Genomic DNA, 23,640 nt, shown 5'->3' on the forward strand with positions numbered 1-23,640 from the left:
AATTTAAGGTTGAAAAATCAGACAAACATTAAGGACGTTCTTCAATTACCTTATCGATCAGGCCATATTCCAACGCTTCCTGGGCTGACATAAAGTAATCCCGATCCGTATCCTTCTCAATTTTTTCGATGGATTGACCCGTGTGGGCCGCCATCAATTCATTAAGTTGATGCTTAATGCGGATAATTTCCTTGGCTTCAATGTCAATATCTGTCGCTTGACGACGGCCTTGAATCCCACCGAGGGGCTGGTGGATCATAATCCGGGAGTGGGGCAGGGCCAGACGCTTCCCTTTCGTGCCCGCAGACAACAAAAAAGCCCCCATAGAAGCCGCTAAGCCCACACAAATGGTGACTACTTCCGACTTGATGTGTTTCATCGTGTCGTAAATCGCCAGACCCGCCGTCACCGAGCCACCGGGGGAGTTGATGTAGAGATAGATCGGCTTGCTGGGATCTTCAGAATCGAGGTAAAGCATGATGGCAATAATCTGGTTTGCCAAAGCATCATTGACACCCCGACCGAGGAAAATAATCCGTTCACGGTACAAACGGTCATAGATATTGATCCAGTCAGAATAGGGCTGACCGGGCATTTGATAGGGAACTTTGGGTACACCGATGGGCATGGATTTTGTTTACCTTGATCTGAACAACGGGAAAAAATGGGGTGATTTTAAGCAATCACGAAGGCTACATAGCCGGTACGGGGGACGGCAAATCCTTCGAACTTTCGAGCACTTTATCGATAATGCCGTATTCGAGGGCCTGCTGGGGTGTCATGTAAAACATCCGGTCAGTGTCCTTTTCGAGTTTTTCGAGGGGTTGACCAGTATATTTAGACATCATTTGCAGGATTGTCCGTTTGTTTTCGATCACTTCCTTCGCCCGAATTTGAATATCGGAAGCTTGGCCCTGGGCTCCTTGGCGCGCTTGGTGAAGAATAATCGTCGAGTGGGGTAGGCTCGCACGGCAGCCTTTCGTGCCAGCAGCAAGGATCATGGCCGCTGTTCCCATCGCTTGACCGAGGCAAATGGTGTGCACTGGCGGCGTGATGTAGTTGAGGGTATCGCAGATGGCAAAGGCTTCTGTTTCAAACCCAATGGAATCACCACCGTACCAAGAAGTCCCGGTGGAGTTGATGTACATATAAATCGGTTTATCGGGATCATCAAACTGTAAAAATAACAGTTGGGCGATGATCAGTTCGGTCACATCGACGCCAATTTGATCTTTATACTCATCGGGAGAGACCAGGGGAAGGCCGAGATAAACGATGCGTTCTTTTAGCAGTAGGGAAGGGAGATCTGGCGGTGGTGTCCTGTAGGTGGAGCCGCCACCTCTGTAGGGTGCTTGTACAGCCTGAATCGGTGAGTTCATAGATCTTTTAATGCGTTGGGTAACGTGTTGGCGTTACGGTTGCGGGGTGTTTTTGTCTGATTTTGTCTTAGCATCTAATTTTAACGCAAGGTTTGACGGTGGTTTAGGGCGATCGCACATGGGAAAAGTATTTTTGCTGGGAGCGGGTTTAGGGACAAAGGACTATTTAACGGTGCGGGGTTGGGAGATCCTTCAACGGGCAGAAGTGGTGATTTACGATGCCCTGGGTTCCCAAGAACTGTTGGATCTGCTGCCCCAGGACTGTTTACGGTTATTCGTCGGTAAGCGAGGCGGCCAAAAGAGTACGCCCCAAGAAGAAATTAATCGTCTTTTGGTTGAGCATGGACAATCGCCAAAACGGGTGGTGCGCCTGAAGGGGGGAGATCCGTATATTTTTGGGCGATCGCACCCGGAGATTTTGGCACTCCAAGGGGCGGGCTGTGATTTTGAGGTGATCCCTGGCATTTCATCGGCGTTAGCGGCACCATTACTAGCAGGTATTCCCTTGACTCATAAGGATTTGGGTCGCGGCTTTTTTGTGGGGACAGCCCATGATCTAAAGGCCTTTGATTGGACAGCCCTAGCCCGCTTGGAAACTTTGGTTTTTTTGATGGGGGGGCGCAATTTAGAGGACATTTGTCGGCGCTTGATGGCAGCGGGGCGATCGCCTCATTTACCAGTGGCCATTGTGCGGGCGGCGGGATTGCCAGAGCAGCAGGTCTGGACGGGAACATTACAGACCATTACGAAGCAAACGGCGACGGTTCAAAAACTTTCGCCCTGTGTGATCATTGTGGGTCAGGTGGTTAGTCTCCGGGAGGATTACATGGATCGGGCTCCATTGGGTGGCAAAACAATTCTGATTACCCGCGCTGCGTCGCAATCGAGCGAATTTACCAAACTTTTGGCGGAAACTGGCGCAAAGGTCTTGGAAATGCCCGCTTTAGAGATTCGTGAGCCCTCCACCTGGGAACCCCTCGACCAGGTGATCGCCACCCTAGAAACCTTTGACTGGCTGATTCTCACCTCGGCCAACGGCGTTGAATATTTTTTCCAGCGACTCGCAACCCTGGGCAAAGATGTGCGGGCCCTAGGCAAGCTCAAAATTGCCGTCGTCGGTAAAAAAACAGAAAAATTCTTGCGCCAACACGGCCTAAAAGCAGACTATATTCCCCCTGATTTCATTGCGGATTCTTTGGTGGAAAATTTCCCAGATCCGCTGCAAAATCAAAAAATTCTTTTTCCCCGGGTCGAAACGGGAGGCCGAAAAATCCTGGTGCAAGAGCTCGCCCAACAGGGTGCCCAAGTGGTTGAAGTGCCCGCCTATGAATCGGGCTGTCCGCGACAAATTCCGGCGGCGGTCTGGCAAGCTCTCGAAGCACAAACCATTGAGCTAGTAACCTTTGCGAGCTCTAAAACAGTGCGCAACTTTTGGCAGCTAATTCAGCAGCAGGGGGGGGATTTAGAGTTGTTAAAACCGCTGAAAATTGCCTCCATTGGCCCCCAAACCTCCCAGACTTGTTTAGACCTTTTCCAGCGGGTTGATCTTGAAGCCGAGGTCTACACCCTAGAAGGCTTACGGGATGCCATTCTGGACAATTGCGTATAGTTCACAATCCCGAAGAGCGGACTTGATAGGGGATTTCTTCAATGGGGAGATTGTCTAAATTCCAGTCGGCGTAATGCAATTGGAGGCGTTTTTCGCCAGCATATTCAACGATTTTGCCGCCATATAAACGGGCATCGGTGCCGAGGCTTTGGATTTTGATGCTGCCGTTAAAGACCGTGGCCCGGGCGAGATAAATCACCAAATCGTCGCGGGAAGGGCGATTGACCGTGGTACTGGCAGTGAGGTGGGCTAAACCCCGTTCGTCTAATTCTTGGGCGATCGCCACCGCTGTATTGCGAATGCCGCGAATCGCCACAATATTGGCCGCCACCGCCATCGTAATGTCAATTTTTTTGGTATCCGTCAGGACGGCATTGTGGGCTAAAAAATGAAAATTTTCTTCCCCTAAATCATTGCGAATGCGTCGATGGATCGGATTATGGGCGTTGTAATTTTTCAAGGTACCGACAATTGCACCACAGGCGTTGCGGGGTTCGCGCCACGGCGATTCACGGGTTTTGCCGTAGACTTGCTTGCCATCCTGACGCAACCGGCCCACATGGGTTTTGAGATCAATGGCCACGAGGGAAATGGACTGGGGATTGCCTGCGTAAACGCGCCGCTTTAAAGATTCATCTAGCTCGTGGGCTACGGTCACATGAGCTAAGGTTTCGCCGTCATCGGTGCCCCCACCCGCCGGGAAAAACGCCTCTAATTTTAATTCGCCAATTTCCGAGAGGGTGGCAAAACGGGAAGCAACGACATCTCGATAACGCTTTGTGGCTTCCCCCTGGTGAATGCGATCGCCGCAGTTGGTGTAGGCGAGGGTCGTCACCACACTGGGCAAACTCATATCGGCCCCACAAGCTTTAATATCCGTTGAATCGGAGGCAACAAATTGCAATTCATCCCGCAAAATCTGGAGGCCGCTGATCAGAGCATAGCGATCGCTGACGATTTCGTTCAGGTAATTATGGTAGGCATTACGCTCCATCCCGAAACTGGCGGCGAGTTGCCAAAATTGCTTGACCCGTGCTTCGGTAGGGGCCGCATTAAAGGGTAGAGTCATAAAATTTTATCTGGAACGTTGATGTGATTTTAAGCAGAACAGTTGTGGCGCATTGGGGGAGGTGACTATGGTCAGTCTGTTTAACGACCCATAATTGTGGTGCGGCCCATTGCTGACGATGATCTGTGACAGTTTTGCTTGGATTTGGAGGAAGCAGGGCGATCGCCTTTTTATTCTAGCGAACCACGGGTCACCCCCAATTGATTTTGGAGCTTGAGGGTTTGCCAAAGCTGTGCCCCAGAAATTTTTCCTGTGAGTAATTTTTGGTAAAGATCAATGGTTTTGGTAATCTCTGCGGGAGATTCATCCACAAATTCAACGCGGAAGTGCTGCACTCCCAAATCCATAAAATGCTGCATATATTCTGCGCCAGTCTGGGCGGTGCCATTAAACACCGTATTCCGACAGCCCGCATCAGCAACTAAAACATGCTCAATACCCGTGCGATCGCCTAATTTCACTTCATGACTTTCGCAGGGGCGACCACAATTAGTGAAATCGGTTCCATCGGAGAGAAACGCGCAGAAAACACAATGTTCCATGTGAAACATCGGCATATGTTGGTGGATCGTGATTTCAAACCAATTGGGGGGAGCTTTTTTAAGGAGCGATTCTAACTGGTGAATATTGAGGTCATAGGAGGCCGTGAGACGTTCTAGGGGAAAAGTTTGTTTAAAATAATTGGCACTGATTGGGTTGGAAATATTTAACGAAAAATCAGCGGTAATCCGTTCATTTTTAAAGAATTTGAGCTGGTCATAGTTCCGAATCAAATAGCCATCTGCTTGACTAGACAGCACTTGCTTGAGAATGTACTGTTCCTTAGGTTTGGTGATTCGGGGCGGTGCCACCCAAATTTCCGCTTGCTGCTCAGTTTCTTTTACTAATTTAACAGCTTCACGGTAGTTAATCGGATTTTCAAACTCACAATAAATAGTTTGGATATTAGCCTTTAAAACAGCTTTTAATTGCGCTAAATTACGCACCAAGACAATAATTTGTGCTGCCTGTGGTGCTATTTTTTTGACAGTCGGCAATAAACTTTGATAGGATACATTGCTATTCAATTGCCAACGCTTCGGTTGAGCGCGTAAAGTTTCTAATTGACTGACTATTTCCCGCCGCATTCGATTTAGTTCGCTCACGGGAAGAATGGCATCACCAAGCAGATTATTCTCTAAATCCTGGAGATAAAAAGGGGTATTTCCTAAGCGGCCAAATTGTTCCGTTAAACGTTCTGTCGTTAGGGGTTTCTTGATCGCCGTGTCGAGAAGAATTTCTGATGCGACTTGGACAATATTGCCTTGTCCATCACGGGCGATCGCCGTCAATTTTTCACCAATTTCTCCGTGAATTTCTATCGTAATTGGCCGCTGAAACTGAATTTTTTCACTGGTAAAGGTTTGACGTAATTTTTTATCCAGTTCTGGATCGCTGGTTTTCCAGAGGCGATCGCCAACCCGCACCCTGCGCAAGTCCACATCCCGCCGCCCAAAAGTAACAATCGTATCTTTTCCCTGGGTTTCAACGGCGTAAACTCGCCCCCCTTGTTCACGATCTGCGGGTTTCCCCTGATCAAAGACCACCCCATCCCCAGCCTTTAGGGGCGCTTCTAAGTGCAAAATAACTTGTTTGTCGCGACCATCACGAATTTGCTTGATTTCACCAAGAAATACGCCTCTTTTCTTGCCAAAGCGACCATGAACAAGGCTTTGATTATCGATGCCGTCGAGCCAACCCGTGTACAACCCACGCGAAAAGGCCATTTCCAATTGATATTGTTCCTGGTCTGAAATGTCCTGCTCAATGCCCTGCACCGCCCGATCAATGGCCTGGCGATACACTTGGGTGACACTGGCCACATATTCCGGTTGTTTTAAGCGTCCTTCGATTTTTAGCGACACGACGCCCGCTTTAATTAAGTCCGGCAAAACAGGTAATCCCGCCAAATCTTGGGGGCTTAGTAGGTAACGTCTGTCGCCCAGATCAAATGGCCTACCATCGACAATCATTTCGTAGGGCATCCGGCAGGCTTGGGCGCATTCTCCGCGATTGGCCGACCGTCCGCCGAGGGATTCACTGGTTAAACATTGCCCAGAATAGGCGACGCACAACGCCCCGTGGACAAACACTTCTAGCGGCATTGAGATCTTTTGTTGACCCAATTCCTGCTGGATTTTATTGATTTCCTTGATCGAACATTCCCGCGCCAATACCACCAAATCACAACCCAAGTTTTGCGCGAACTCGACCCCTGCGGCGCTGGTGACGGTCATTTGCGTCGAACCATGGATCGGAAAATCGGGCGACAATTGCCAAATTAATTGGCACAGCCCCACATCCTGGACGATCGCCGCATCGACTCCCGCCGCAATAATCGACCGCAAATATTGTTCGACTGCCGCCAATTCCGAGGTGAAAATCAGCGTATTTAACGTCACATAGCCCTTCACGCCGCGCCGATGTAAGTATGCCATCAACTCCGGCAAATCTGACTCGACAAAGTTTTGTGATCGCATCCGGGCATTAAATTTATCCAGCCCAAAATAAATCGCATCAGCTCCATTCTCCACGGCGGCGATCGCACAGTCCCAATTTCCCGCCGGAGCTAACAATTCAGGGGTGTGTAGTCGGGCGGTAGATTCTACGGATATAACAGGAGGAGTAGACATAGGAGTATCAAAATAGAGAGGCGATCGCTCCAGTAGTATAGTGGCATCCCACCTAGGAAGGATGGGGAATAATTGGGGTGATAATCAAGCAGTGACGGCCAAAGTCAATCCACAGTTACTGATGAACGATAATTTGTGTACGGTTTAGTTCAATGTAGCGATGTTGTACAAAAAGTTGGCTAATTTGTTGAATATTTTGGGAAATAATATCTTCTAAATCTTTATTTTTGATATGGCCTGTCGAGATTAAAAGTAGTTTATAGGGCTTATTTTGGAGAAAAAAAGATTCGACAAAATCCGCATCTTTCGTAATGACAATCCTTTCTTCTTGGAGGGACAGATCATTGATGAAAGAATCAGGTGTTGCGTTTTGGGCGGGCAGATCACTCGTATGTTTCGCATCGTACCCTGCTTGATTTAAAAAATTCGCAAGTCGCTTGGGAAGTTGGGCATCGACAAGGAACTTCATGAAGCCAGACGAGTGATGGTTTTAACTTGGCTCAGTTGAGCAGCATAGAGAAGAACCGCAAAAATATCTGGTTCTTCTAAATCTTGATAATCTTCTAGAATTTCTGCAGGGGTCATACCTGAACTCAGTAGCTCTAAAACGAAGGTTACGGGATAACGTAAGCCACGAATGCAAGGCTGACCATGACAAATATTTGGGTCAATGGAAATTCGTTGGAGTAGTGAAACTGAGTGGTTATCCATCGGAATACAGTAGATTTTCTTAAGTGTATCAAGTCTCTCTAAAGGTAGGCGATCGCCTTTTATGGATATTGCGGATAGGATAACGGTAGGTAAGCTATTCCGGTACAGTACACTCAATGCTATCTGCTCCTCTAACCATAGCGACAGAGCCTGACTTGTGCAGCAACTAAGGTCTTCATCCAATTCATTTCCCCCGGCAGGGCTATATCCCCTGACCGCACTGCCAGAACCCTATCAGACTGCCTTTCGCCAGGGAAGCGCCCACTATCTACCAGGACGATTTTTACGCGCACAGACAGATTGGTTTGTCCAAATCTGCTTACTGCCCTTCATGGTTATGTATGCATTGCCCATTCTGGGACTGGTGCCAGCTTTAATTTCCCAGGCCATCTATCAGCCCAACAGCTACGGGCGACTTTGGCAAACCCTGACCCAACAGAGCTTACCGGAACTGGGGTTTACGCTCCTATTGTTTCTAGTTTTGGCGGTTTTGATCGGCTATTGCACCTATATGGCTTGGGATCTGGCTCAATCGTTCTACCGCACCTGGCACTGCTCCCGATTACGCAAACAGAAAGAAGAAGGCTACGGGATTGTGCTCTTGTCCCATGGGCTGGTGGGCCGCTTGATTGATAACCTAGGGCGACATAATTGTCTGTGGTTACCGCGCCAGGCGATCGCCGATATTGCTTGGCACCGAACGCGCGAAGAGGGAGCGAAACGATCCTACTGGGTGAATCGAACGCGCATTTGCTATGTTTCCGCCAAAGGGAAAAAGCACTGGCTCACCCTAGAAGGTCGCATCGTAGATCTGGGGTATTCCAACCATGGACATACCGATGACCGCGCCGATCGTGCTCTTTATGAAGCCTTAGTGAAATGGTGGAAAGGGCGATCGCCTGGATAAAAAACCTAGTCTCAAAGGGAAGGCGATCGCCGTCTTTGTTGCTGGTTCTGGCGAATAATCAACAATCCCATCGCTAGCCAGAAAATCAACAGCCCGCCCGTGAGTAATAGCACCGGCACCAGGCCAAATCGAACAACAAGCGCCGGAGCTGCCGCTGTGAATAATCCACCCCCGACAATCGGTTCAAAGAACAATTGTTTATAAGCAAAACTCTCAAACGCACCGGTGCGGTTCTCCGGATCGACCATTCTCAATAATAAAATTCCCGTGGCCGTCACTCCCATCGACTGACCCATATCGCCGATTCCTTTTTCAAACCAATGACTCGGAAAAATGCGTGGGGCGAAATAAAGAAACATCACCACATTCCAAGTGATGCCTACGACACTCAAAATGGTAAATACACCCAAGTTGGAACCAATTACACTCAGGGAAATGGATGCCAATGCTGTCACCACCACCACATCCAAGGCTAAACCCGCAATGTTACTCATCAGCGAGCGAATAATCAAAGGCGCTAACCCCAGACGTTCCATCACCAACTGCACAATGATGCCGCCAATCAGAGCCATCGGGAATAGGGGCACATAAGAGATTACCTCAAACCCCGTTTGTCCCCAGGTGACCGACTCCACCCAAACCAGTGCTTCTAAAATAAGCCAACCAATCACAATCGCTGCGCCGACAATGCCAAAATTGATTGACAGAGGATCAATCAGTAGATTACGCATGAGTTGGGCACGACGACGGCGCACCTCAGGGGATTCTGTTTCCGTCAGTTCTGGCACACCGTCTAAATCTTCTACAGCTTTCTGAAAAGATGTCACATGGCCTTTACGCCGGCCCCAATCCGCGAGGGCTGTACCTGCAACAATTCCGCCAACAATGCCCACCGTGGCAATGCCCAAGGCCAGATCTGCACCTGCCTCAAAGCCCAGCTCTGCAAATGTCTCAGCCATCCCGCCAGCGGTGCCATGCCCTCCTTCAAAGCCAATTTCGATCAAGCAAGCAGCAATGGGATTTACGCCAAATAGCGGCATCAAGATCAGCAAGGTTACCAAGATTCCCACTACGTATTGACCCCAGGCCAATGTTTGACCAAAGACGACTTGAGGGGCTGTTTTTGTCCAAATGTCTTTTGGTCGTGGAATAGCTTCTCCAAGGAACAAGGCCGCAAAAACGATATTGATAAAGATCCCTGGCGATTGTGACCAAACGGCGCGAATTGGTTCTGAAAAAAGCCCATCTGACAGGATCGAGGTTCCCCCAGAAATAGCAGTGGTGATCGCCCCCAAAACTTGAGGCCCCAGCAGCAGTGCTAATACACCAGCCACAATGGATTCAGGTAAATAAAGCCTCTGGATCCAGCGCACTTTTTGCTTAACATACCGCCCCGCTAAAACCAGTAATGCAATTAGGATAAAGGCAAAAAAAACATCTCTGAGCGTAAACATGACTCCGCTTTGTCCACTAAATAAATATCCTGGCCAGGAAAGTGACAGACTGTGCGACAAGCGTGAGTGCAACAAAATTCATCCTGTTTTCTCTTGATTTTATGGATGAGTTGTTCGCTAGCTTACTGTTTCACTGACCTGAGTAGGTTGACTTGCATCATAGGGAGGGAAAGTTGGGGATTACGGAGTAATTAGAGTTACAGAACTCCACAGAAGCGTTTGTCTGATGTACAGCACTTCATGCACGATCTCGCTTTTTGCAGAAGGCGATCGCCCTGACCCAATTGCCCGCCGGAGCTAACAATCTAAAATTCATGACAATTCACTCGGCAAACATCTCCGCCAAAGTTTCAAGCATTGTTCTTTGTTCATCTTGATTAATTTGACCCAGCTTTTTGACGAGTCGAGACTTATCAATTGTACGGATTTGATCCAGAACAATTTGCCCACTTTTACCCTGAAACTGACACGTAACACGAGTCGGATAGGCTCTTCCTTTCGTTGTCATTGGCGCAACAATTACCGTCGCGATATGGCAGTTCATCTCATCTGGCGAAATGATCACACAGGGTCGTGTCTTTTGGATTTCACTACCGACGGTGGGATCGAGATTCACCAAAAAAACATCAAAACGTTTGGCTACCATTCCCATTCTGTTTGATCCCAATCGGTAGCATTAACTTCGTCCAACAAAATATCATCCTGTCGCTGAGCCATTGCCGAAAAAGCTTCATCCCAGCCTCGGCGTGAGCGGGGGGCCGTGCGAATGGTTAGATGGTCGCCTTGCACTTCAATTTCAACTTCTGTGTCAATGCCACTTTGTTCTAAAAGTAGCTTGGGAATACGAATGCCTTGGGAATTCCCAATTTTTACGATGCGGGTTCGAATGACTGCGCCCATGACTGACTGATTTTAGCGACAAAACGTAATTACATTGTAGCCACAAAAACTATCTAATGAATTTTAAGACAGTTAATCAGTGGTGGGCGATCGCCAACGGGAACGATCAATAATAGAAGGCTGCCCATTCTACGATTCCCATGGCAAAACTCCGCGAAATCACCATTTTCCCCCAACTGAAAAAGCATCTCGTGCAAGGCCATCCTTGGATCTATCGCGATAAATTGCCGAAGAGTCTCCGCTTTGAAACGGGGGAATGGTTGCGAGTTAAATGTGGCAACTGGACGGGGTTTGGTCTCTGGGATAACAAAAGTCCCATTGCTGTCCGAATTTTTTCCCAACGGCATCTGCCTGACCGTCGCTGGTTACAACAGCAGGTACAAACGGCCTGGGATTTACGGGAACCCCTGCGCCAAAGTAATTGCACCGCCTACCGTTGGCTCTTTGGGGAGGGCGATCGCCTGCCGGGAATTACGGTGGATCTGTATGGGGAATACGCCGTCGTGCAAACCTACATGGAAGCGGCCAATGTACTGCTCGATTGGCTCGTGCGATCGCTGCGGGAAGTCGCCCCACTACAGGGAATTTTATGGCGCACCAAACATTTAGAAAATTTAGAAGATCGCGATACAGACAGCAAAACCCAAGTGCTCTGGGGCAAGGAACCCAAGGGCGATATTGCCGTGACCGAACATGGTCTGGTTTTCCAGGTGAATCTGCAAACGGGCCAAAAAACAGGCTTGTTTCTCGACCATCGGGAAAATCGTAAATTTATTGGCGAAATTAGCCGCGATAAAACCGTTCTCAACTGTTTTTCTTACACCGGAGCCTTCTCTCTCTACGCCCTGCGCGGTGGTGCCAGCCAAGTGACCAATGTCGATGTGGGCAAGCAATTAGCGGAAGTCGCCAATACCAATGTACGCCTCAATCATTTTGACCCAGGTAAACACACCTTTGTCACCGCCGACTGCTTTGATGTTCTCAACCGCTATGCCCAAGCAAAACAAACCTTCGATCTTGTAATTCTCGATCCACCCAGTTTCGCTAAAAGCAAAAAAAATCGGTTTGCCGCCATCCGTGCCTATACCAAACTCAATGCCCTCGCCCTCCAATGCGTAGCCCCTAATGGATTATTGGTTTCTGCCAGTTGCACCAGCCAAGTCAGCCCCGAAGCCTTCCGAGAGATGCTTGCCAGTGCCGCCGCTGCCGCCAATTATTACCTGCAAATTATCCACGAGGCCGGACAACCCTGCGATCATCCGGTGCCAGCCGCTTTTCCAGAAGGACGCTATTTAAAATTTGTTGTTGCGAAGGTCAGCCCCATTATTTAGCGATTATTTAACTCATGCCTTTGGGTGCAAAATCCCAAACACGGAGGTGTAGCCATGCAAAAAGGTGCGATCGCCGACGGGGCCAATTTCCCCATTGCAGAAAAATCCCCCTAAATTGGGTGTTGGCAAGGCCGTAGAAAAGAGGGTCGAATCAAAATTTGGCTCCCCATAGAGTCCCTTACCGCGACCGAGACAGGCAAACATCAAGGCTCCAAAAGGAGGTTCCAGTGGATCATTTGCTTGGAACTGTTGTAACAGCACCGAGAGATCTTCCGCTGAAGTCTCTGCATCCCGCAGGTGAAACTGTACCCTTTGGCCCGCCCGAATGCGATCGCCCACGGCGATCGCCCCAGCCCTAGGGTCTACCCCTAGTAAATTGCGAATGAGAAAGTCCCCGTGGATAAGCTTTTGTTTAAAGGCATCCATCGCAATGCCAATAAAGAGAGAATCCTGGGCGAGGGCTTGATCTTCTTCATCCAACTCGGCGATCAACTCCTGCAAAAATCGTAGGGGAGAGCCATGGCGGAGCTGTTCACCCTCGGCCACCGACAATTCCGTGATGATATTGCGATCGCATTGGGTAATTTGATACACCTCACCGATGGGCCGACATCCCTGGGCGACAACGGTCTCCATCTGGATATTTCCAGCCAAAGCCACCCCCACTGTGCCAGACCGCAACAGGGTTAGTTCTTGGTCTGCTTCGTAGTAAAACAAACCGCTGGCTGTTCTGCCGCCGGAGCTTGTTAGTCCCCCCACCTTTGCCGCATTTGGATAGGCAAAATCAAGGCCCGCTAACAGATCCGTAATACTCGACGAAAAGGGATCCGCCAGCAAAATAAAATTCGGTTCCGCCTCGGGGCTAACCCCAAAAATGTCGATCCAAGGGTCTGGGGCGCTATCTAAATCGGGTAAATCTTTCTCGGTGACATGGAAAGGCACGACTTCCACATCTGGCAAATGGGCCACCGTTAAACTAAGGGCGGGTTGTCCTTCACATTCTTGGGTTTCTCCGGTTGCGTCGGTGCCAATAATACTCACGCCACCACAACCAATCACCACTTTGCAGGCTAATTTTTCAGTCAATAGCGGCAAGATCCGGGCATATTCGCTGGCAAACGCGGCTGAAATGAAGAGAATGGCCAGATCTGCACTACCAGAGAGATTTTCTTGGATTTGGGCAACGGCTTCATCAATGGCTCCTTCTAGGGACGCTTGGGTCGAGAGGGCATTTAGCCACTGAAAGGGATGGGTGTCGACTGCGGGTTGTGCCCCAGTGATTCCTAATTTTTTCCACAATGCCTTAAGCATACTGACACATCTTGAATCGGTTGCGGTTTTTGAGATTCTCCCAAAGTCTTTAGCTTACAGGGAAAAGGCCAGAGAAAACCAGGGTCTACCCCCAGACAGATGGCAATTTCCTCACAGTGGCGATCGCCTGCATTATGTAACGGAATATTACAAAAAAAACGGCATAACGCTATAGCAGCTTGACGGTCTCCGGTGGGCTGGGTACAGTAGGGCGGTATACCCCATCGGGTAAAGCTTCCATTAGTTGTATGCAAGATAAGCAAAAAGTCACCCTCTATCTGCCTGCGGCGATCCATCGTCAGCTCAAAATCAAGGCAGCCCTCGATGCAGATTCCATGTCTGCTTTAGTGGAAAAAGCCGTGGCCTTCTATCTACAACACCCTGAAGTGGTAGAAGAAGTACAAGAAACCTATGGCCAGACCCACCGTGTCCACATTTGTCCCGATTGCGAAGGGGCGGTGGTACTCCGGGATGGACAACTGGTTTCCCTCAAGAGGCAGCCAACGGTACTCCTTGATGAAGAGATTGCACAGGATCTACAAAGTGCAAAGGGTGCTGCGGATGGGGCAGAACTAGTCACTTGCTAGCTGTCCGATTGGCGACCGCCGTTTATTTTTCTCCCGATTTACCTCCACTCTGGTCGATGTGGTGCCGCCTAATTCCCCCTTTTAGAACGTCAGGACTAAACCCATGAAAGAAGAGCTCAATACCCTCATTCAAGCTCAATACCCCCTGATCTACCTCATCACCCCCGAGGAGGAACGGGCCGAGGCGGCGATCGCCCACATTGCGCAACTATGCGAATACCAGAATGTTTTCGTCTGGACGATGACCCATGGCTTGGTGGAATATGGTTCTGACCGAAAGCCCCAAACTCGCACTCTCTCAGCAGAAGCGGCCATTCGTGAAGTCATTCACCACAACGACTCTGGCATTTTTATCTTTAAAGATCTGCATCCATTTTTAGACGATCCCAGCACCGTCCGTTGGTTACGGGATGCGATCGCCAGTTTCAAAGGCCAGCAAAAGCACATCATTTTGATGTCCCCCTACCAAAAGGTGCCCCTCGAACTCGAAAAAGACATTGTTGTCCTCGATTTTCCTTTCCCCACCCTTGACGAACTCGATCAAGTGCTCGCCCAATACCTTAATCCCCGGCATCCCATTTCCCCTGTCGTGCGAGAAAAACTCCTCAAGGCAGCCCTGGGGTTGACCAAGGACGAAGCCGAGAAAGTCTATCGTAAGGCCCAGGTTAAGGCGAAGAAACTCACCGCCTCGGAAGTAGAAATTGTCCTCTCCGAGAAAAAACAACTGATTCGCCGTAACGGTATTCTCGAATTTATCGAAGAAGACGAAACCATTGACGCCATCGGCGGTTTAGAGGAGCTCAAGCGCTGGCTTAAACAACGCTCCAATGCCTTTACCGAAGCCGCGCGGGAATATGGCCTACCCCAACCCAAGGGAATGTTGATTCTTGGTGTACCGGGTTGTGGTAAATCACTCCTGGCTAAAACAACTTCTCGGTTATGGGGTTTACCGCTCCTGCGTCTCGATATGGGGAGAGTATATGATGGCTCCACCGTGGGTAAATCCGAAGCAAACCTCCGCAGTGCCCTTAAAACCGCCGAGTCTATTTCTCCAGCGATTCTCTTCATTGACGAATTAGACAAGGCTTTTGCTGGTTCTTCTGGATCTGCGGATTCCGATGGGGGCACTTCCAGCCGTATCTTTGGCTCGTTTCTCACCTGGATGCAAGAAAAAGAATCCCCCGTTTTTGTAATGGCCACCGCGAACCGAGTGGATCGGCTACCAGGGGAATTTCTCCGAAAAGGACGATTCGACGAAATCTTTTTCGTGGATCTCCCCAACCCCAGCGAACGAGAAGCGATCTTTAATATCCATCTCCACAAACGTCGGCCAGTCGGCGATCGCTTCGACACAGAACAACTGGCAAAGATTTCAGAAGGTTTTTCCGGTGCGGAAATCGAACAGGCGATCATTGCCGCCATGTACGAGGCCTTTGCCCAAGATCGCGAGTTTACCCAACTCGACATTATCGCCGCGATCAAGGCAACCTTGCCCCTTTCCCGCACCATGACTGAACAGGTCAATAGTCTCCGCGATTGGGCCAGACAGCGCGCCCGACCTGCTTCAGCCTCCGTCGCCGAATACCAGCGATTGGAGTTCTAACAGGCTTAATCTGTCCCGGATTAAGGTCAACAAGATTCCCAGCTTGTTGGCATTTAAAAAACCACTTTATTAGTGGTCTTTACACAAAAAAACTCAAATGTTGTTGTTTTTGGAGAATTATTCCAATGTCCCACTTTAGCACTCTCCGCACTAAAATCACCGATGCCGCAGTTCTCAAGACTTCCCTGCAAGACCTCGGAATTTCCGTGAATACCGATGCTGCAGTTCGTGGCTACAACGGCCAACAGATTCAAGCAGACATCGTGGCTACTCTCGAAGGCGATTATGACCTCGGCTGGACTCGCAATGCCGACGGCAGCTTTGACCTCATCGCTGACCTATGGGGTGTCGCGAAGAAGCACAACCAAACTGAACTGATCAATTCCATCAACCAGAAGTACGCCATCAACAAGACCCTCGCTGAAGTTAAGCAACGTGGTCTCAACAATGCGAACGTCAAACTGGTATTGCAAAAGTAACGACTAAATGCGTTCCCACGAAGAGCTAGGGTTGGTCTCATCGCAGAGATCGGCCCTTTTTCATTGGGTCTTGGGCTGGGGTCTGAGGGTAGATCAATATTTCAGCAGCGAGACTCAATTAAGTAACATTAAAAGAAGTGCATCTCCTTAGTCTAAATGTTTAGGATTGCAGAAAGCGGCCCATCGTTTTGTGCCTCGTTATTTTTGGCATGGAGGAGGTCACGGGCTCAATTTAAAATGTTGGTCTAAAATTTTATGAAATCTAAATTTTTACTTTTTTTGAGTGTCGCAACGCTTCAGGCTGCTCTATTCGGCTGCGGACTCGTTGGCAATAATACGTCCGGTGAGCAAAATACTTCAGGTACAGAAGAAACAACCAGTGAATCAACCGCGACGAATGAGTCCACCAACGTCACGGCAGATTGGGTTGATTTCCAAACGGAAAATGGCAAACTCGCAGTTAAATTTCCAGGCACGCCCCAAACGGAAAGTCAAACAACTCCCTCTGATCTGGGTGAACTACAGTTCACAATGACTTCCTATGCGGACGACGCCAACACACAATTTTTTATGGTGAGTAGTGTTACGTATCCGGTTTCTCCTGATCAGTATGATGCGGCCCAGGGACTTGAAGCGGCCAAGGAAGGGGCGGCCAGCAACTCAGGTTCAACGATTGTTTCCGATGAGCCAAGTGATAAGTTTGGGATTCCGGGGAAAAAACTAGTGATGAACGCCGCCCAGGATAATGGCGAAGTTTATACCACCCGCGCTGAAATTTACATCGATCCCAACGGCCCCACCCTCCACCAGATTTTGATGGTGACGGAAGGCGATCGCGTGGACAGTCCAGAAGCCAACGCATTTTTTGATTCTGTCAATATTACGCCTATCTAAACTTTTCGGTTGGTAAAAAGCCTGATATAGCAATAGCCCCGATGAATCAACACCAGGGCTATTTTTTTATGGCCTTTTTATGGCCAAGATTTAAAGGGAAAATTTATCGCACGCTACATTGGAGTGTCCGGAAAGTGGCAGCGGCGGCGTAGTTCCGTTGGGAAGCGGTATCAGGGAAAAAGCGATCGCCACTTTCATTCAAAGGAGAAGCGACGCGACAGTAAGTAGACATCTGGGCAGCCAAATCATTGGCCCAGTGACCCGCCGTATCACTAAAAGCAATGGGGCCATTGGTGGCCACGAGGGTCATCGGTTGACCTTGGGCGGCCTTGGCATATTCTGCGGTGCGACGGAGAACAGCTAATAGTTCGGCCCGGGTGACGGGTTGAGTGGGTTGGAAAGTCCCATCGGGATAGCCACTGACAATATTGTTCGCCTGGGCCCAGGTGATTTTTGCCGCACTCCAACGGTCGGCGGCCACATCAGGATAGGGGGCATTCGCAACTTGGGTGGGCACAGCCAGGGAAGCATTGGGAAGGGCTTGGAGACCTTCAATGGCCATGGAAACCAACTGTTCGCGGGTCAGGACATCGGTGGGGCGGAAGGTATTGTCGTTAAAACCAGCAATAAAACCGACATTCACCGCTTGGGCAATTTCGTTACGGTAAATATCACCACTGATATCAGTAAATTGGGCCACCGTACTGCCGGGATCAGGCGTTTCAGAGGGATTTGTAATTTCTGGTGGGGAGATTGCCAGACCGGGGAGACTATCGACCGTCACAATTGAACTCTGCGTAATGCCCGCAACTAAGTCATCAATAGTGGGTTTTTTAAGGACGGCGAACTGGCGGCCCTCGTTAGAAAAGTAAAAGTGGCCCAGGGGTCGCTCTTCAAAGGTACGGCGGGTAAATTCCCAACCGGGGAGGAGGTTGAACTTAAGGAAGCCTTCGGTGAGACCATTACTACGGCCAATGACAATTTCTTCTTGATCGTTATCTTTGGGAGTGGCGACCAACAAAATTTCATTTTCGAAGCGAGTGATGCGCAATAGGTGGCTCTGGCCAAAATCTTGCCCATTGATCCGCATGGAGTAGCCATTACTATCGGTGCTGCGGCGACAATAGCCAGTAAAGTCAAAGTTCAGCAGCAGGGGATCAATGCTGGTTGGATTTGCGCCGCTTTCGGCCCAACATTCTTTGCGGTCTTCCCGTTCGAGCTGTTCGACCACGAGGAGGTTATAGCCACCGTTACTGAGGGGGACGGCGATCGCCGCCATGGATTCGGGGTTGATCTCTGCTTCTCCAAAAACAGTTTGGGCTTGGGCGCGTCCCAAGGGTACAACACTACTAAGGGTTGCAAGGGCGATCGCCAACATTTTTCCGGATAAGGCAGCTTTAGACATGACAAATAATCTTGGATTTTAGACAACTACTGCTCCCATTAGACTGAATTTCGCCTATTTTGAGCCCAGCTATTACAAAAGTCTTACATATTTTCCAAATCTCGAAGTGAATCGAGGTCAGGGGCTTCATTTTTGAAGATGAGTACACGGCGGGCAAAGGGAATTTCGATCTGTTCGCGGTCGAAGGCTTCTTTAATTAACTTCCGCAGGAGGCGCTGCACCGGTAGATGTTTTCCTGGTTTCACCTTGGTAACCGTGCGGATGGTGAGTTCAGATTCGGCAAAGTTATCGAGGCCATCAATGCGGGTCGGTTCGAGTACATCAGGGTGTAAGCCTTGAATTTGGTGGCCCACATCCCCTAGAACCTGATACACATGGTCTAAATCTGAATCGTAAGCGACCCCAACATAAACTACCGCATACACATAATCTTTGGAGTAATTCACAATGGTCTTGATGTCGCCATTGCGGATGATATGTAGCCGTCCCCCTGTATCGCGGATGCGTGTGACCCGCAGATCCATTTCTTCGACAAGGCCTGTGGCATTATCCGTTTCGACAAAATCACCGACAAGGTAGTAATTTTGCAACAAAATGGAAAAGCCATTGACGAGGTCATTGATTAAATTTTGCGCCCCAAGCCCCACTGCTAAACCCAAGATCCCGGCCCCGGCAAGGATCGGTGTCGGGTCAATGTCAAAGACATAGAGAATTGAAACGCCACTCACAAAATAAATGCAGTAGCGTACGGTGTTTTGCACCAGGGGAATAAAGGTTAAGCGACGGCGTTGTTGAACAGGACTGAGGTTTGGCGATCGCAACAATAATTTTTCGACAATAATATTGCTTAGTTCGATCACCAGGGCCGCGATAAAAATAATCAGGATAATTTGATTCGCCGGGATCGCATAGGGGGCAAGTTGATCGAGGAGGGGAAATTGGGCACAAATCACCCCGGCGATCGCCAGATAAATGCCCGTTTCTAAACAACGTTTTGTGAGGCCCAATAAATAATGAAACCGAGGATAAAAACGCAGGGGAGACCGGGGATGTTTGGCAATAAATTCCGTTGATAAACCATCTAAAGTATCCAGCAAAGAAAACGATGCCCGCACAGCAATGATCCCAAAACAAAGCAAAAAATAAACTTTGATCGCGAGATAAAAATATTGGGTAATGCTCGGGGGGACAAACAAAAAATTGAGGCACACCACCAGGGCCAAAATCCAAAGACCATTGGCGATCGCCAAATCAATGGCCTTAAAGAGGGTATCTAAGCTGTGGTTATTGCCTTCGATATTTTTCCAAGCTTTGAGGCGATCACCAGCCCGTTTCAAGCGTGGCCGCAGAGAAGCGATCATTAAACTCACGAGCAACAGAAGTAAAACACTTTTTAATAAACCGAGGGCGAGCCTTTGCCACTGTTCCGGAGAGATGCCGTTAATTAAATCAAGGAGATAAAGGTAAGGGGATTTTTGTTGAAAAAATAAATAACCATTTAAGGCAGCAATGATTATGGCCCCGGCGATCTTAATAACGAAGAGGGATTTATTAAGGATTTTTTGGGTTAAATTTAGGGGGTTTTGTCCTTGTTTTTCTGGCACCCATTGGGCTAGACGTTTCAGGGTCAAAATAATTAAAAATTGCCCCACAGTGATCGCGATTAAAAAGAGAATAATCTCGGCGATCACCACACCGAGATCGAGGAGGATCCCATTCATGTTTTCTGTCTTTGCACCGTTTTTGACTGAAATTCGAGATTGCGGTTAGTTCTTTTTTGCAACAATCTCGGCTTCAACTTAGCAAAAACACCATCCCATACCGCAGCCCAAAAATAAATTACAAAAAAAATTAACCTACTGTATTTACCAACGGGCAGCAACCATCGTTTTTGTCCTTAACTCTCCAAAGATCAAGCTAAACCATCGCCTGGGATCGCAATTCGAGTCACGATCTAAACTTTTTTGGGGTGGTGAAAGTTCAGCCAAAAAATCACTGTGGATAGAGTCGGAGTTTTTTCTGTGATCAAGATTCAATTTACTCCTTGCATGGTGATTAAGTGGCTATTGTTAACGGCTTTTGGGTGAGGAAATTTGCGGGAAACAGAGGGAGATTTTGGCGTAAAACCAAGGGAAGCACCCCGATTAGGAAAGGAAAACTCTAGAATAAGAACAGTTTCTCTGTCGTTGTCCCTCCGAAATATGAAGCACTATCGTCACCTCCTTCCGAGCAAGCAGAAGCATCAGGCCAAACCTCGTTTTAAGTGGCGGGCTGGGATGGCTAATTTTCTTTTGAGCCAAGCCTTACTGTGGGGAGGGGGAGCGGCGGCGATCGCCCAGACAGAATCGACAGCACCAACGGAGTCAACAGAGACCTTGAACTACGGAGAGCTGCTCCAGGATATCCGGCAAAACCAGGTGGATCGCTTCGTCCTTGACCCAGAAACCAATACGGCCCAGGTCACACTCCGGGGGCAAACTGAGGAAGAAGCCCAGACTATCCAGCTCCTCAACAATAATCAAGAACTCCTCGCCGCTCTCCGGGAAAATAATGTTGACTTTGAGGTGGTGCCTTCCCAGGATCATTCGGTGGCGATCGCCATTTTTACCAATCTCCTGCTTTTTGGGATTCTGATCGGGGGACTAGTGCTGATTATCCGCCGCTCGGCCAGTATGCAGAATAACGCCATGAACTTTGGTCGTTCTAAAGCGCGCTTTCAGATGGAAGCGGAAACAGGGATCATGTTTAAGGATGTGGCTGGGGTCGAGGAAGCCAAGGAAGAACTCGCCGAAGTGGTCACCTTCTTAAAAGAACCGAATAAATTTACGGCAATTGGTGCGAAGATCCCTAGAGGAATGCTCCTCATTGGCCCACCGGGGACGGGTAAAACGCTCCTAGCAAAGGCGATCGCCGGGGAAGCTGGGGTGCCATTTTTTAGTATTTCTGGCTCTGAATTTGTGGAAATGTTCGTGGGGGTCGGCGCGTCACGGGTGCGGGATCTTTTCCGTAAGGCCCAGGAAAATGCCCCCTGTCTTGTGTTTATCGATGAAATTGATGCGGTCGGTCGCCAACGGGGTGCAGGCATTGGTGGAGGGAACGATGAGCGGGAGCAGACCCTAAATCAATTACTCACAGAAATGGACGGTTTTGAAGGAAATTCTGGAATTATTGTGATCGCCGCCACCAACCGCCCTGATGTCTTAGATCAAGCCCTCCTGCGCCCCGGTCGCTTTGATCGCCAGGTGACTGTAGATTATCCAGACCGTTTGGGGCGTTTAGCAATCCTCGAAGTCCATGCCCAAGATAAAAAAGTCGCTGAGGATGTTGATCTAGAGGCGATCGCCCGGCGTACCCCTGGTTTTTCGGGAGCAGATCTAGCAAACTTACTCAACGAAGCCGCCATTTTCACCGCCCGCCGTCGTAAGGAAGCGATTACCAGTAGCGAAATCAATGACGCCATTGATCGGGTCGTAGCAGGGATGGAGGGAACAGCCCTCACCGATGGCAAAAGTAAACGTCTCATTGCCTACCACGAAGTGGGCCATGCCATTGTTGGCACCATCCTCAAAGACCACGATCCCCTCCAGAAAGTCACCATTATTCCCCGGGGCCGCGCCCAAGGCCTAACCTGGTTTACTCCCAACGAAGAACAGGGTCTGACCACCAAAGCCCAATTCCGCGCCCAAATCGCCGTGGCCCTGGGGGGACGCGCCGCCGAGGATATTGTCTTTGGCTACGATGAAATCACCTCTGGAGCCTCCCAGGATATCCAAATGCTCACGAACATTGCCCGTCAAATGGTGACAAAGTTTGGGATGTCAGAACTGGGTCACTTTGCCCTAGAAACTAATCGGGGTGAAGTTTTTCTCAGAAATGATTGGTTTGGGGAGCGGCCTGAATATTCCGAGGCGATCGCCCAGCGCATTGACCTCAAGGTGCGCGAAATTATCAACGAGTGCTACGAAACTGCCAAGCAAATTATTCGGGACAATCGTCAACTTGTCGATCGTCTGGTGGATCGTCTCATCGAAGAAGAAACCATCGAAGGCGAAGACTTTAGTCGTCTCGTCAACGAAGCCCTTGGTCAAACCATCGACCTCCAAAAAACCGCTTCCGTTGCCTAAATGCCATGAAAAGCTTAATCCTCTGGAGCATCAAAGGCTACCGTCACTGGATTTCCCCCCTATTCCCCCCCAGTTGTCGCTTTCAGCCCACCTGTTCCCAATATGCCCTCGAAGCCGTGGAACGCTTTGGTGTACTCCGGGGCAGTTGGCTCGCCCTGAAGCGCCTTGGCCGCTGTCACCCGTTTCACCCTGGGGGTTATGATCCGGTGCCCCATCTTTGCCATCACGATTTAGACAACACGCCCTAGGACATTTGTTCCTCATTTCGGTTTTATCCATCGCTCACCATGACCATTACTTCCCCCGCTCATCCCCATACCGATTACAGCTGGCAATGGCACGGCTTCAATATTAACTATCGTCAGTGGGGCACCCAGGGGCCGCCCGTTCTTTTCGTCCATGGATTTGGAGCCTCGGCCGGTCATTGGCGCAAAAATCTTCCGGTTTTAGGGGAACATTACCGCTGCTATGCCATCGACTTACTGGGCTTTGGGAAATCGGCAAAACCCCAACCGGAGGTTGAAGCGGACTACACTTTTGAAACTTGGGCCACCCAGATTAAGGCGTTCTGTGCTGAAATCATTGGTGAACCGGCTTTTCTAGTTGGTAATTCCATTGGTTGTGTCGTTGTCATGCAGGCGGCTGTGTCCTATCCCCACTGGGTGCGGGGGGTCGTGGCACTCAATTTTTCCCTGCGGCTGTTCCATGAGCGCAATCTTTTAAAAGCACCTTTTTATCAACGCTGGGGCGTTCCCCTCTTCCAAAAACTCTTGACCCAAACCCCCCTCGGTTCCTTGTTCTTTAAGCAATTGGCCCAGCCGAAAACAATCCGCAAAATTTTAGCCCAGGCCTACCGGGACAAAACAGCGATTACCGATGAGTTGGTGGAGCTGATCCTGACCCCCGCCCAGGACCCAGGGGCTGCGGCGGTTTTCCTGGCCTTTACGAGTTATTCCCAGGGGCCACTCCCGGACGACCTGCTGCCCCAGTTGCATTGTCCCACGGCAGTTTTATGGGGAACAGCCGATCCATGGGAACCGGTTGATCTGGGCCGTGCCCTTGTCGCCCAATATCCTCAGATTGAGTTTATTCCCCTCGATAATGTCGGCCATTGTCCCCAGGATGAAGCCCCGGAATTAGTCAACGGCTATTTACTCGATTGGTTAGGGCGACAACAGTCAGCGTAGCCTAGGGCTTTTACACTC

The 23,640-nt window shown here is 49.4% G+C and carries 22 protein-coding genes and 1 pseudogene; 11 read left to right on the forward strand and 12 right to left on the reverse strand.

Annotated features, from left to right (window positions below; translation table 11 throughout):
- Positions 1 to 28: 28 nt before the first annotated feature.
- Positions 29 to 628 carry an ATP-dependent Clp protease proteolytic subunit gene (locus tag AACT35_RS04355; RefSeq protein WP_012306816.1) on the reverse strand — a complete coding sequence of 200 codons (600 nt, stop codon included), beginning with the start codon at positions 626 to 628 and terminating at the stop codon, positions 29 to 31.
- A gap of 64 nt (positions 629 to 692) precedes the next feature.
- Positions 693 to 1,379: an ATP-dependent Clp protease proteolytic subunit gene (locus tag AACT35_RS04360; protein ID WP_065710495.1), complete on the reverse strand. Its 687-nt coding sequence runs from the start codon at positions 1,377 to 1,379 to the stop codon at positions 693 to 695.
- Positions 1,380 to 1,497: 118 nt separating this feature from the next.
- Between AACT35_RS04360 and cobA the strand changes: the two are divergent.
- Positions 1,498 to 2,193: pseudogene (gene cobA / locus AACT35_RS04365) on the forward strand (uroporphyrinogen-III C-methyltransferase); the annotation flags it as partial.
- A 12-nt stretch (positions 2,194 to 2,205) separates the two neighbouring features.
- Positions 2,206 to 2,988 (forward strand): uroporphyrinogen-III synthase, encoded by a 783-nt coding sequence (locus tag AACT35_RS04370; protein ID WP_339374592.1) that lies wholly within the window; start codon positions 2,206 to 2,208, stop codon positions 2,986 to 2,988.
- A 1-nt stretch (position 2,989) separates the two neighbouring features.
- On the opposite strand, the gene AACT35_RS04375 is transcribed toward AACT35_RS04370, so the two are convergent.
- From AACT35_RS04375 to AACT35_RS04390, 4 genes are all read right to left on the reverse strand, one after another.
- Positions 2,990 to 4,057 (reverse strand): hypothetical protein, encoded by a 1,068-nt coding sequence (locus tag AACT35_RS04375; protein ID WP_030006286.1) that lies wholly within the window; start codon positions 4,055 to 4,057, stop codon positions 2,990 to 2,992.
- Positions 4,058 to 4,227: 170 nt separating this feature from the next.
- Positions 4,228 to 6,729, reverse strand: a complete 2,502-nt coding sequence (locus AACT35_RS04380; RefSeq protein WP_099240950.1) for a U32 family peptidase — start codon at positions 6,727 to 6,729, stop codon at positions 4,228 to 4,230.
- Between the two features lie 115 nt (positions 6,730 to 6,844).
- Positions 6,845 to 7,198 (reverse strand): DUF5615 family PIN-like protein, encoded by a 354-nt coding sequence (locus tag AACT35_RS04385; protein WP_099240952.1) that lies wholly within the window; start codon positions 7,196 to 7,198, stop codon positions 6,845 to 6,847.
- A complete protein-coding gene (locus tag AACT35_RS04390; RefSeq protein WP_099240954.1) occupies positions 7,195 to 7,440 on the reverse strand; it encodes a DUF433 domain-containing protein in 246 nt (81 codons plus the stop codon). Before AACT35_RS04390 ends, AACT35_RS04385 begins: the two co-directional genes overlap by 4 nt.
- 331 nt (positions 7,441 to 7,771) lie before the next feature.
- Here AACT35_RS04390 and AACT35_RS04395 point away from each other — a divergent pair, with 331 nt between their 5' ends.
- Complete coding sequence (locus AACT35_RS04395; RefSeq protein ID WP_143596822.1) at positions 7,772 to 8,347, forward strand: hypothetical protein; 576 nt, start codon at positions 7,772 to 7,774, stop codon at positions 8,345 to 8,347.
- Positions 8,348 to 8,358: 11 nt separating this feature from the next.
- On the opposite strand, the gene AACT35_RS04400 is transcribed toward AACT35_RS04395, so the two are convergent.
- From AACT35_RS04400 to AACT35_RS04410, 3 genes are all read right to left on the reverse strand, one after another.
- Entirely contained in the window at positions 8,359 to 9,801 is a 1,443-nt protein-coding gene (locus AACT35_RS04400; protein WP_099240958.1) for a sodium/glutamate symporter, read from the reverse strand.
- Positions 9,802 to 10,123: 322 nt separating this feature from the next.
- Entirely contained in the window at positions 10,124 to 10,453 is a 330-nt protein-coding gene (locus AACT35_RS04405) for a type II toxin-antitoxin system PemK/MazF family toxin (protein ID WP_030006280.1), read from the reverse strand.
- Positions 10,441 to 10,701, reverse strand: a complete 261-nt coding sequence (locus AACT35_RS04410; RefSeq protein ID WP_030006279.1) for an AbrB/MazE/SpoVT family DNA-binding domain-containing protein — start codon at positions 10,699 to 10,701, stop codon at positions 10,441 to 10,443. Before AACT35_RS04410 ends, AACT35_RS04405 begins: the two co-directional genes overlap by 13 nt.
- A 140-nt stretch (positions 10,702 to 10,841) precedes the next feature.
- On the opposite strand from AACT35_RS04410, the gene AACT35_RS04415 reads away from it, so the two are divergent.
- A complete protein-coding gene (locus tag AACT35_RS04415) occupies positions 10,842 to 12,032 on the forward strand; it encodes a class I SAM-dependent rRNA methyltransferase (RefSeq protein ID WP_099240960.1) in 1,191 nt (396 codons plus the stop codon).
- A gap of 12 nt (positions 12,033 to 12,044) precedes the next feature.
- Here AACT35_RS04415 and AACT35_RS04420 read toward each other — a convergent pair whose 3' ends face one another.
- Complete coding sequence (locus tag AACT35_RS04420) at positions 12,045 to 13,343, reverse strand: FIST signal transduction protein (protein WP_099240962.1); 1,299 nt, start codon at positions 13,341 to 13,343, stop codon at positions 12,045 to 12,047.
- Between the two features lie 248 nt (positions 13,344 to 13,591).
- On the opposite strand from AACT35_RS04420, the gene AACT35_RS04425 reads away from it, so the two are divergent.
- The 4 genes from AACT35_RS04425 (at position 13,592) to AACT35_RS04440 (ending at position 16,906) form a co-directional block, all read left to right on the forward strand.
- A complete protein-coding gene (locus AACT35_RS04425) occupies positions 13,592 to 13,930 on the forward strand; it encodes a hypothetical protein (RefSeq protein WP_030006276.1) in 339 nt (112 codons plus the stop codon).
- 103 nt (positions 13,931 to 14,033) lie between these two features.
- Positions 14,034 to 15,533: a stress-responsive protein Ycf46 gene (ycf46, locus tag AACT35_RS04430; protein WP_030006275.1), complete on the forward strand. Its 1,500-nt coding sequence runs from the start codon at positions 14,034 to 14,036 to the stop codon at positions 15,531 to 15,533.
- Positions 15,534 to 15,658: 125 nt separating this feature from the next.
- Positions 15,659 to 16,012 (forward strand): DUF1257 domain-containing protein, encoded by a 354-nt coding sequence (locus tag AACT35_RS04435; RefSeq protein WP_012306802.1) that lies wholly within the window; start codon positions 15,659 to 15,661, stop codon positions 16,010 to 16,012.
- A gap of 255 nt (positions 16,013 to 16,267) precedes the next feature.
- A complete protein-coding gene (locus tag AACT35_RS04440; RefSeq protein WP_012306801.1) occupies positions 16,268 to 16,906 on the forward strand; it encodes a hypothetical protein in 639 nt (212 codons plus the stop codon).
- 103 nt (positions 16,907 to 17,009) lie between these two features.
- On the opposite strand, the gene AACT35_RS04445 is transcribed toward AACT35_RS04440, so the two are convergent.
- Together AACT35_RS04445 and AACT35_RS04450 are read right to left on the reverse strand one after the other, a co-directional pair.
- Positions 17,010 to 18,311 carry a DUF3747 domain-containing protein gene (locus AACT35_RS04445; RefSeq protein ID WP_099240964.1) on the reverse strand — a complete coding sequence of 434 codons (1,302 nt, stop codon included), beginning with the start codon at positions 18,309 to 18,311 and terminating at the stop codon, positions 17,010 to 17,012.
- An 83-nt stretch (positions 18,312 to 18,394) separates the two neighbouring features.
- Positions 18,395 to 20,032: a mechanosensitive ion channel family protein gene (locus AACT35_RS04450; RefSeq protein ID WP_099240966.1), complete on the reverse strand. Its 1,638-nt coding sequence runs from the start codon at positions 20,030 to 20,032 to the stop codon at positions 18,395 to 18,397.
- A gap of 555 nt (positions 20,033 to 20,587) precedes the next feature.
- Here AACT35_RS04450 and ftsH point away from each other — a divergent pair.
- The 3 genes from ftsH to AACT35_RS04465 are packed head-to-tail and all read left to right on the forward strand — an operon-like array spanning position 20,588 to position 23,622.
- Positions 20,588 to 22,435 carry an ATP-dependent zinc metalloprotease FtsH gene (gene ftsH / locus AACT35_RS04455; RefSeq protein WP_254048086.1) on the forward strand — a complete coding sequence of 616 codons (1,848 nt, stop codon included), beginning with the start codon at positions 20,588 to 20,590 and terminating at the stop codon, positions 22,433 to 22,435.
- Between the two features lie 5 nt (positions 22,436 to 22,440).
- Positions 22,441 to 22,683, forward strand: coding sequence for a membrane protein insertion efficiency factor YidD (gene yidD / locus AACT35_RS04460; RefSeq protein WP_099240970.1), 243 nt, complete (start codon positions 22,441 to 22,443; stop codon positions 22,681 to 22,683).
- Positions 22,684 to 22,722: 39 nt separating this feature from the next.
- Positions 22,723 to 23,622, forward strand: coding sequence for an alpha/beta fold hydrolase (locus tag AACT35_RS04465; RefSeq protein WP_099240972.1), 900 nt, complete (start codon positions 22,723 to 22,725; stop codon positions 23,620 to 23,622).
- The last annotated feature ends 18 nt before the right edge of the window (positions 23,623 to 23,640 follow it).

The organism is Synechococcus sp. BDU 130192, assembly GCF_963876085.1.
Lineage (GTDB): Bacteria > Cyanobacteriota > Cyanobacteriia > Cyanobacteriales > MRBY01 > MRBY01.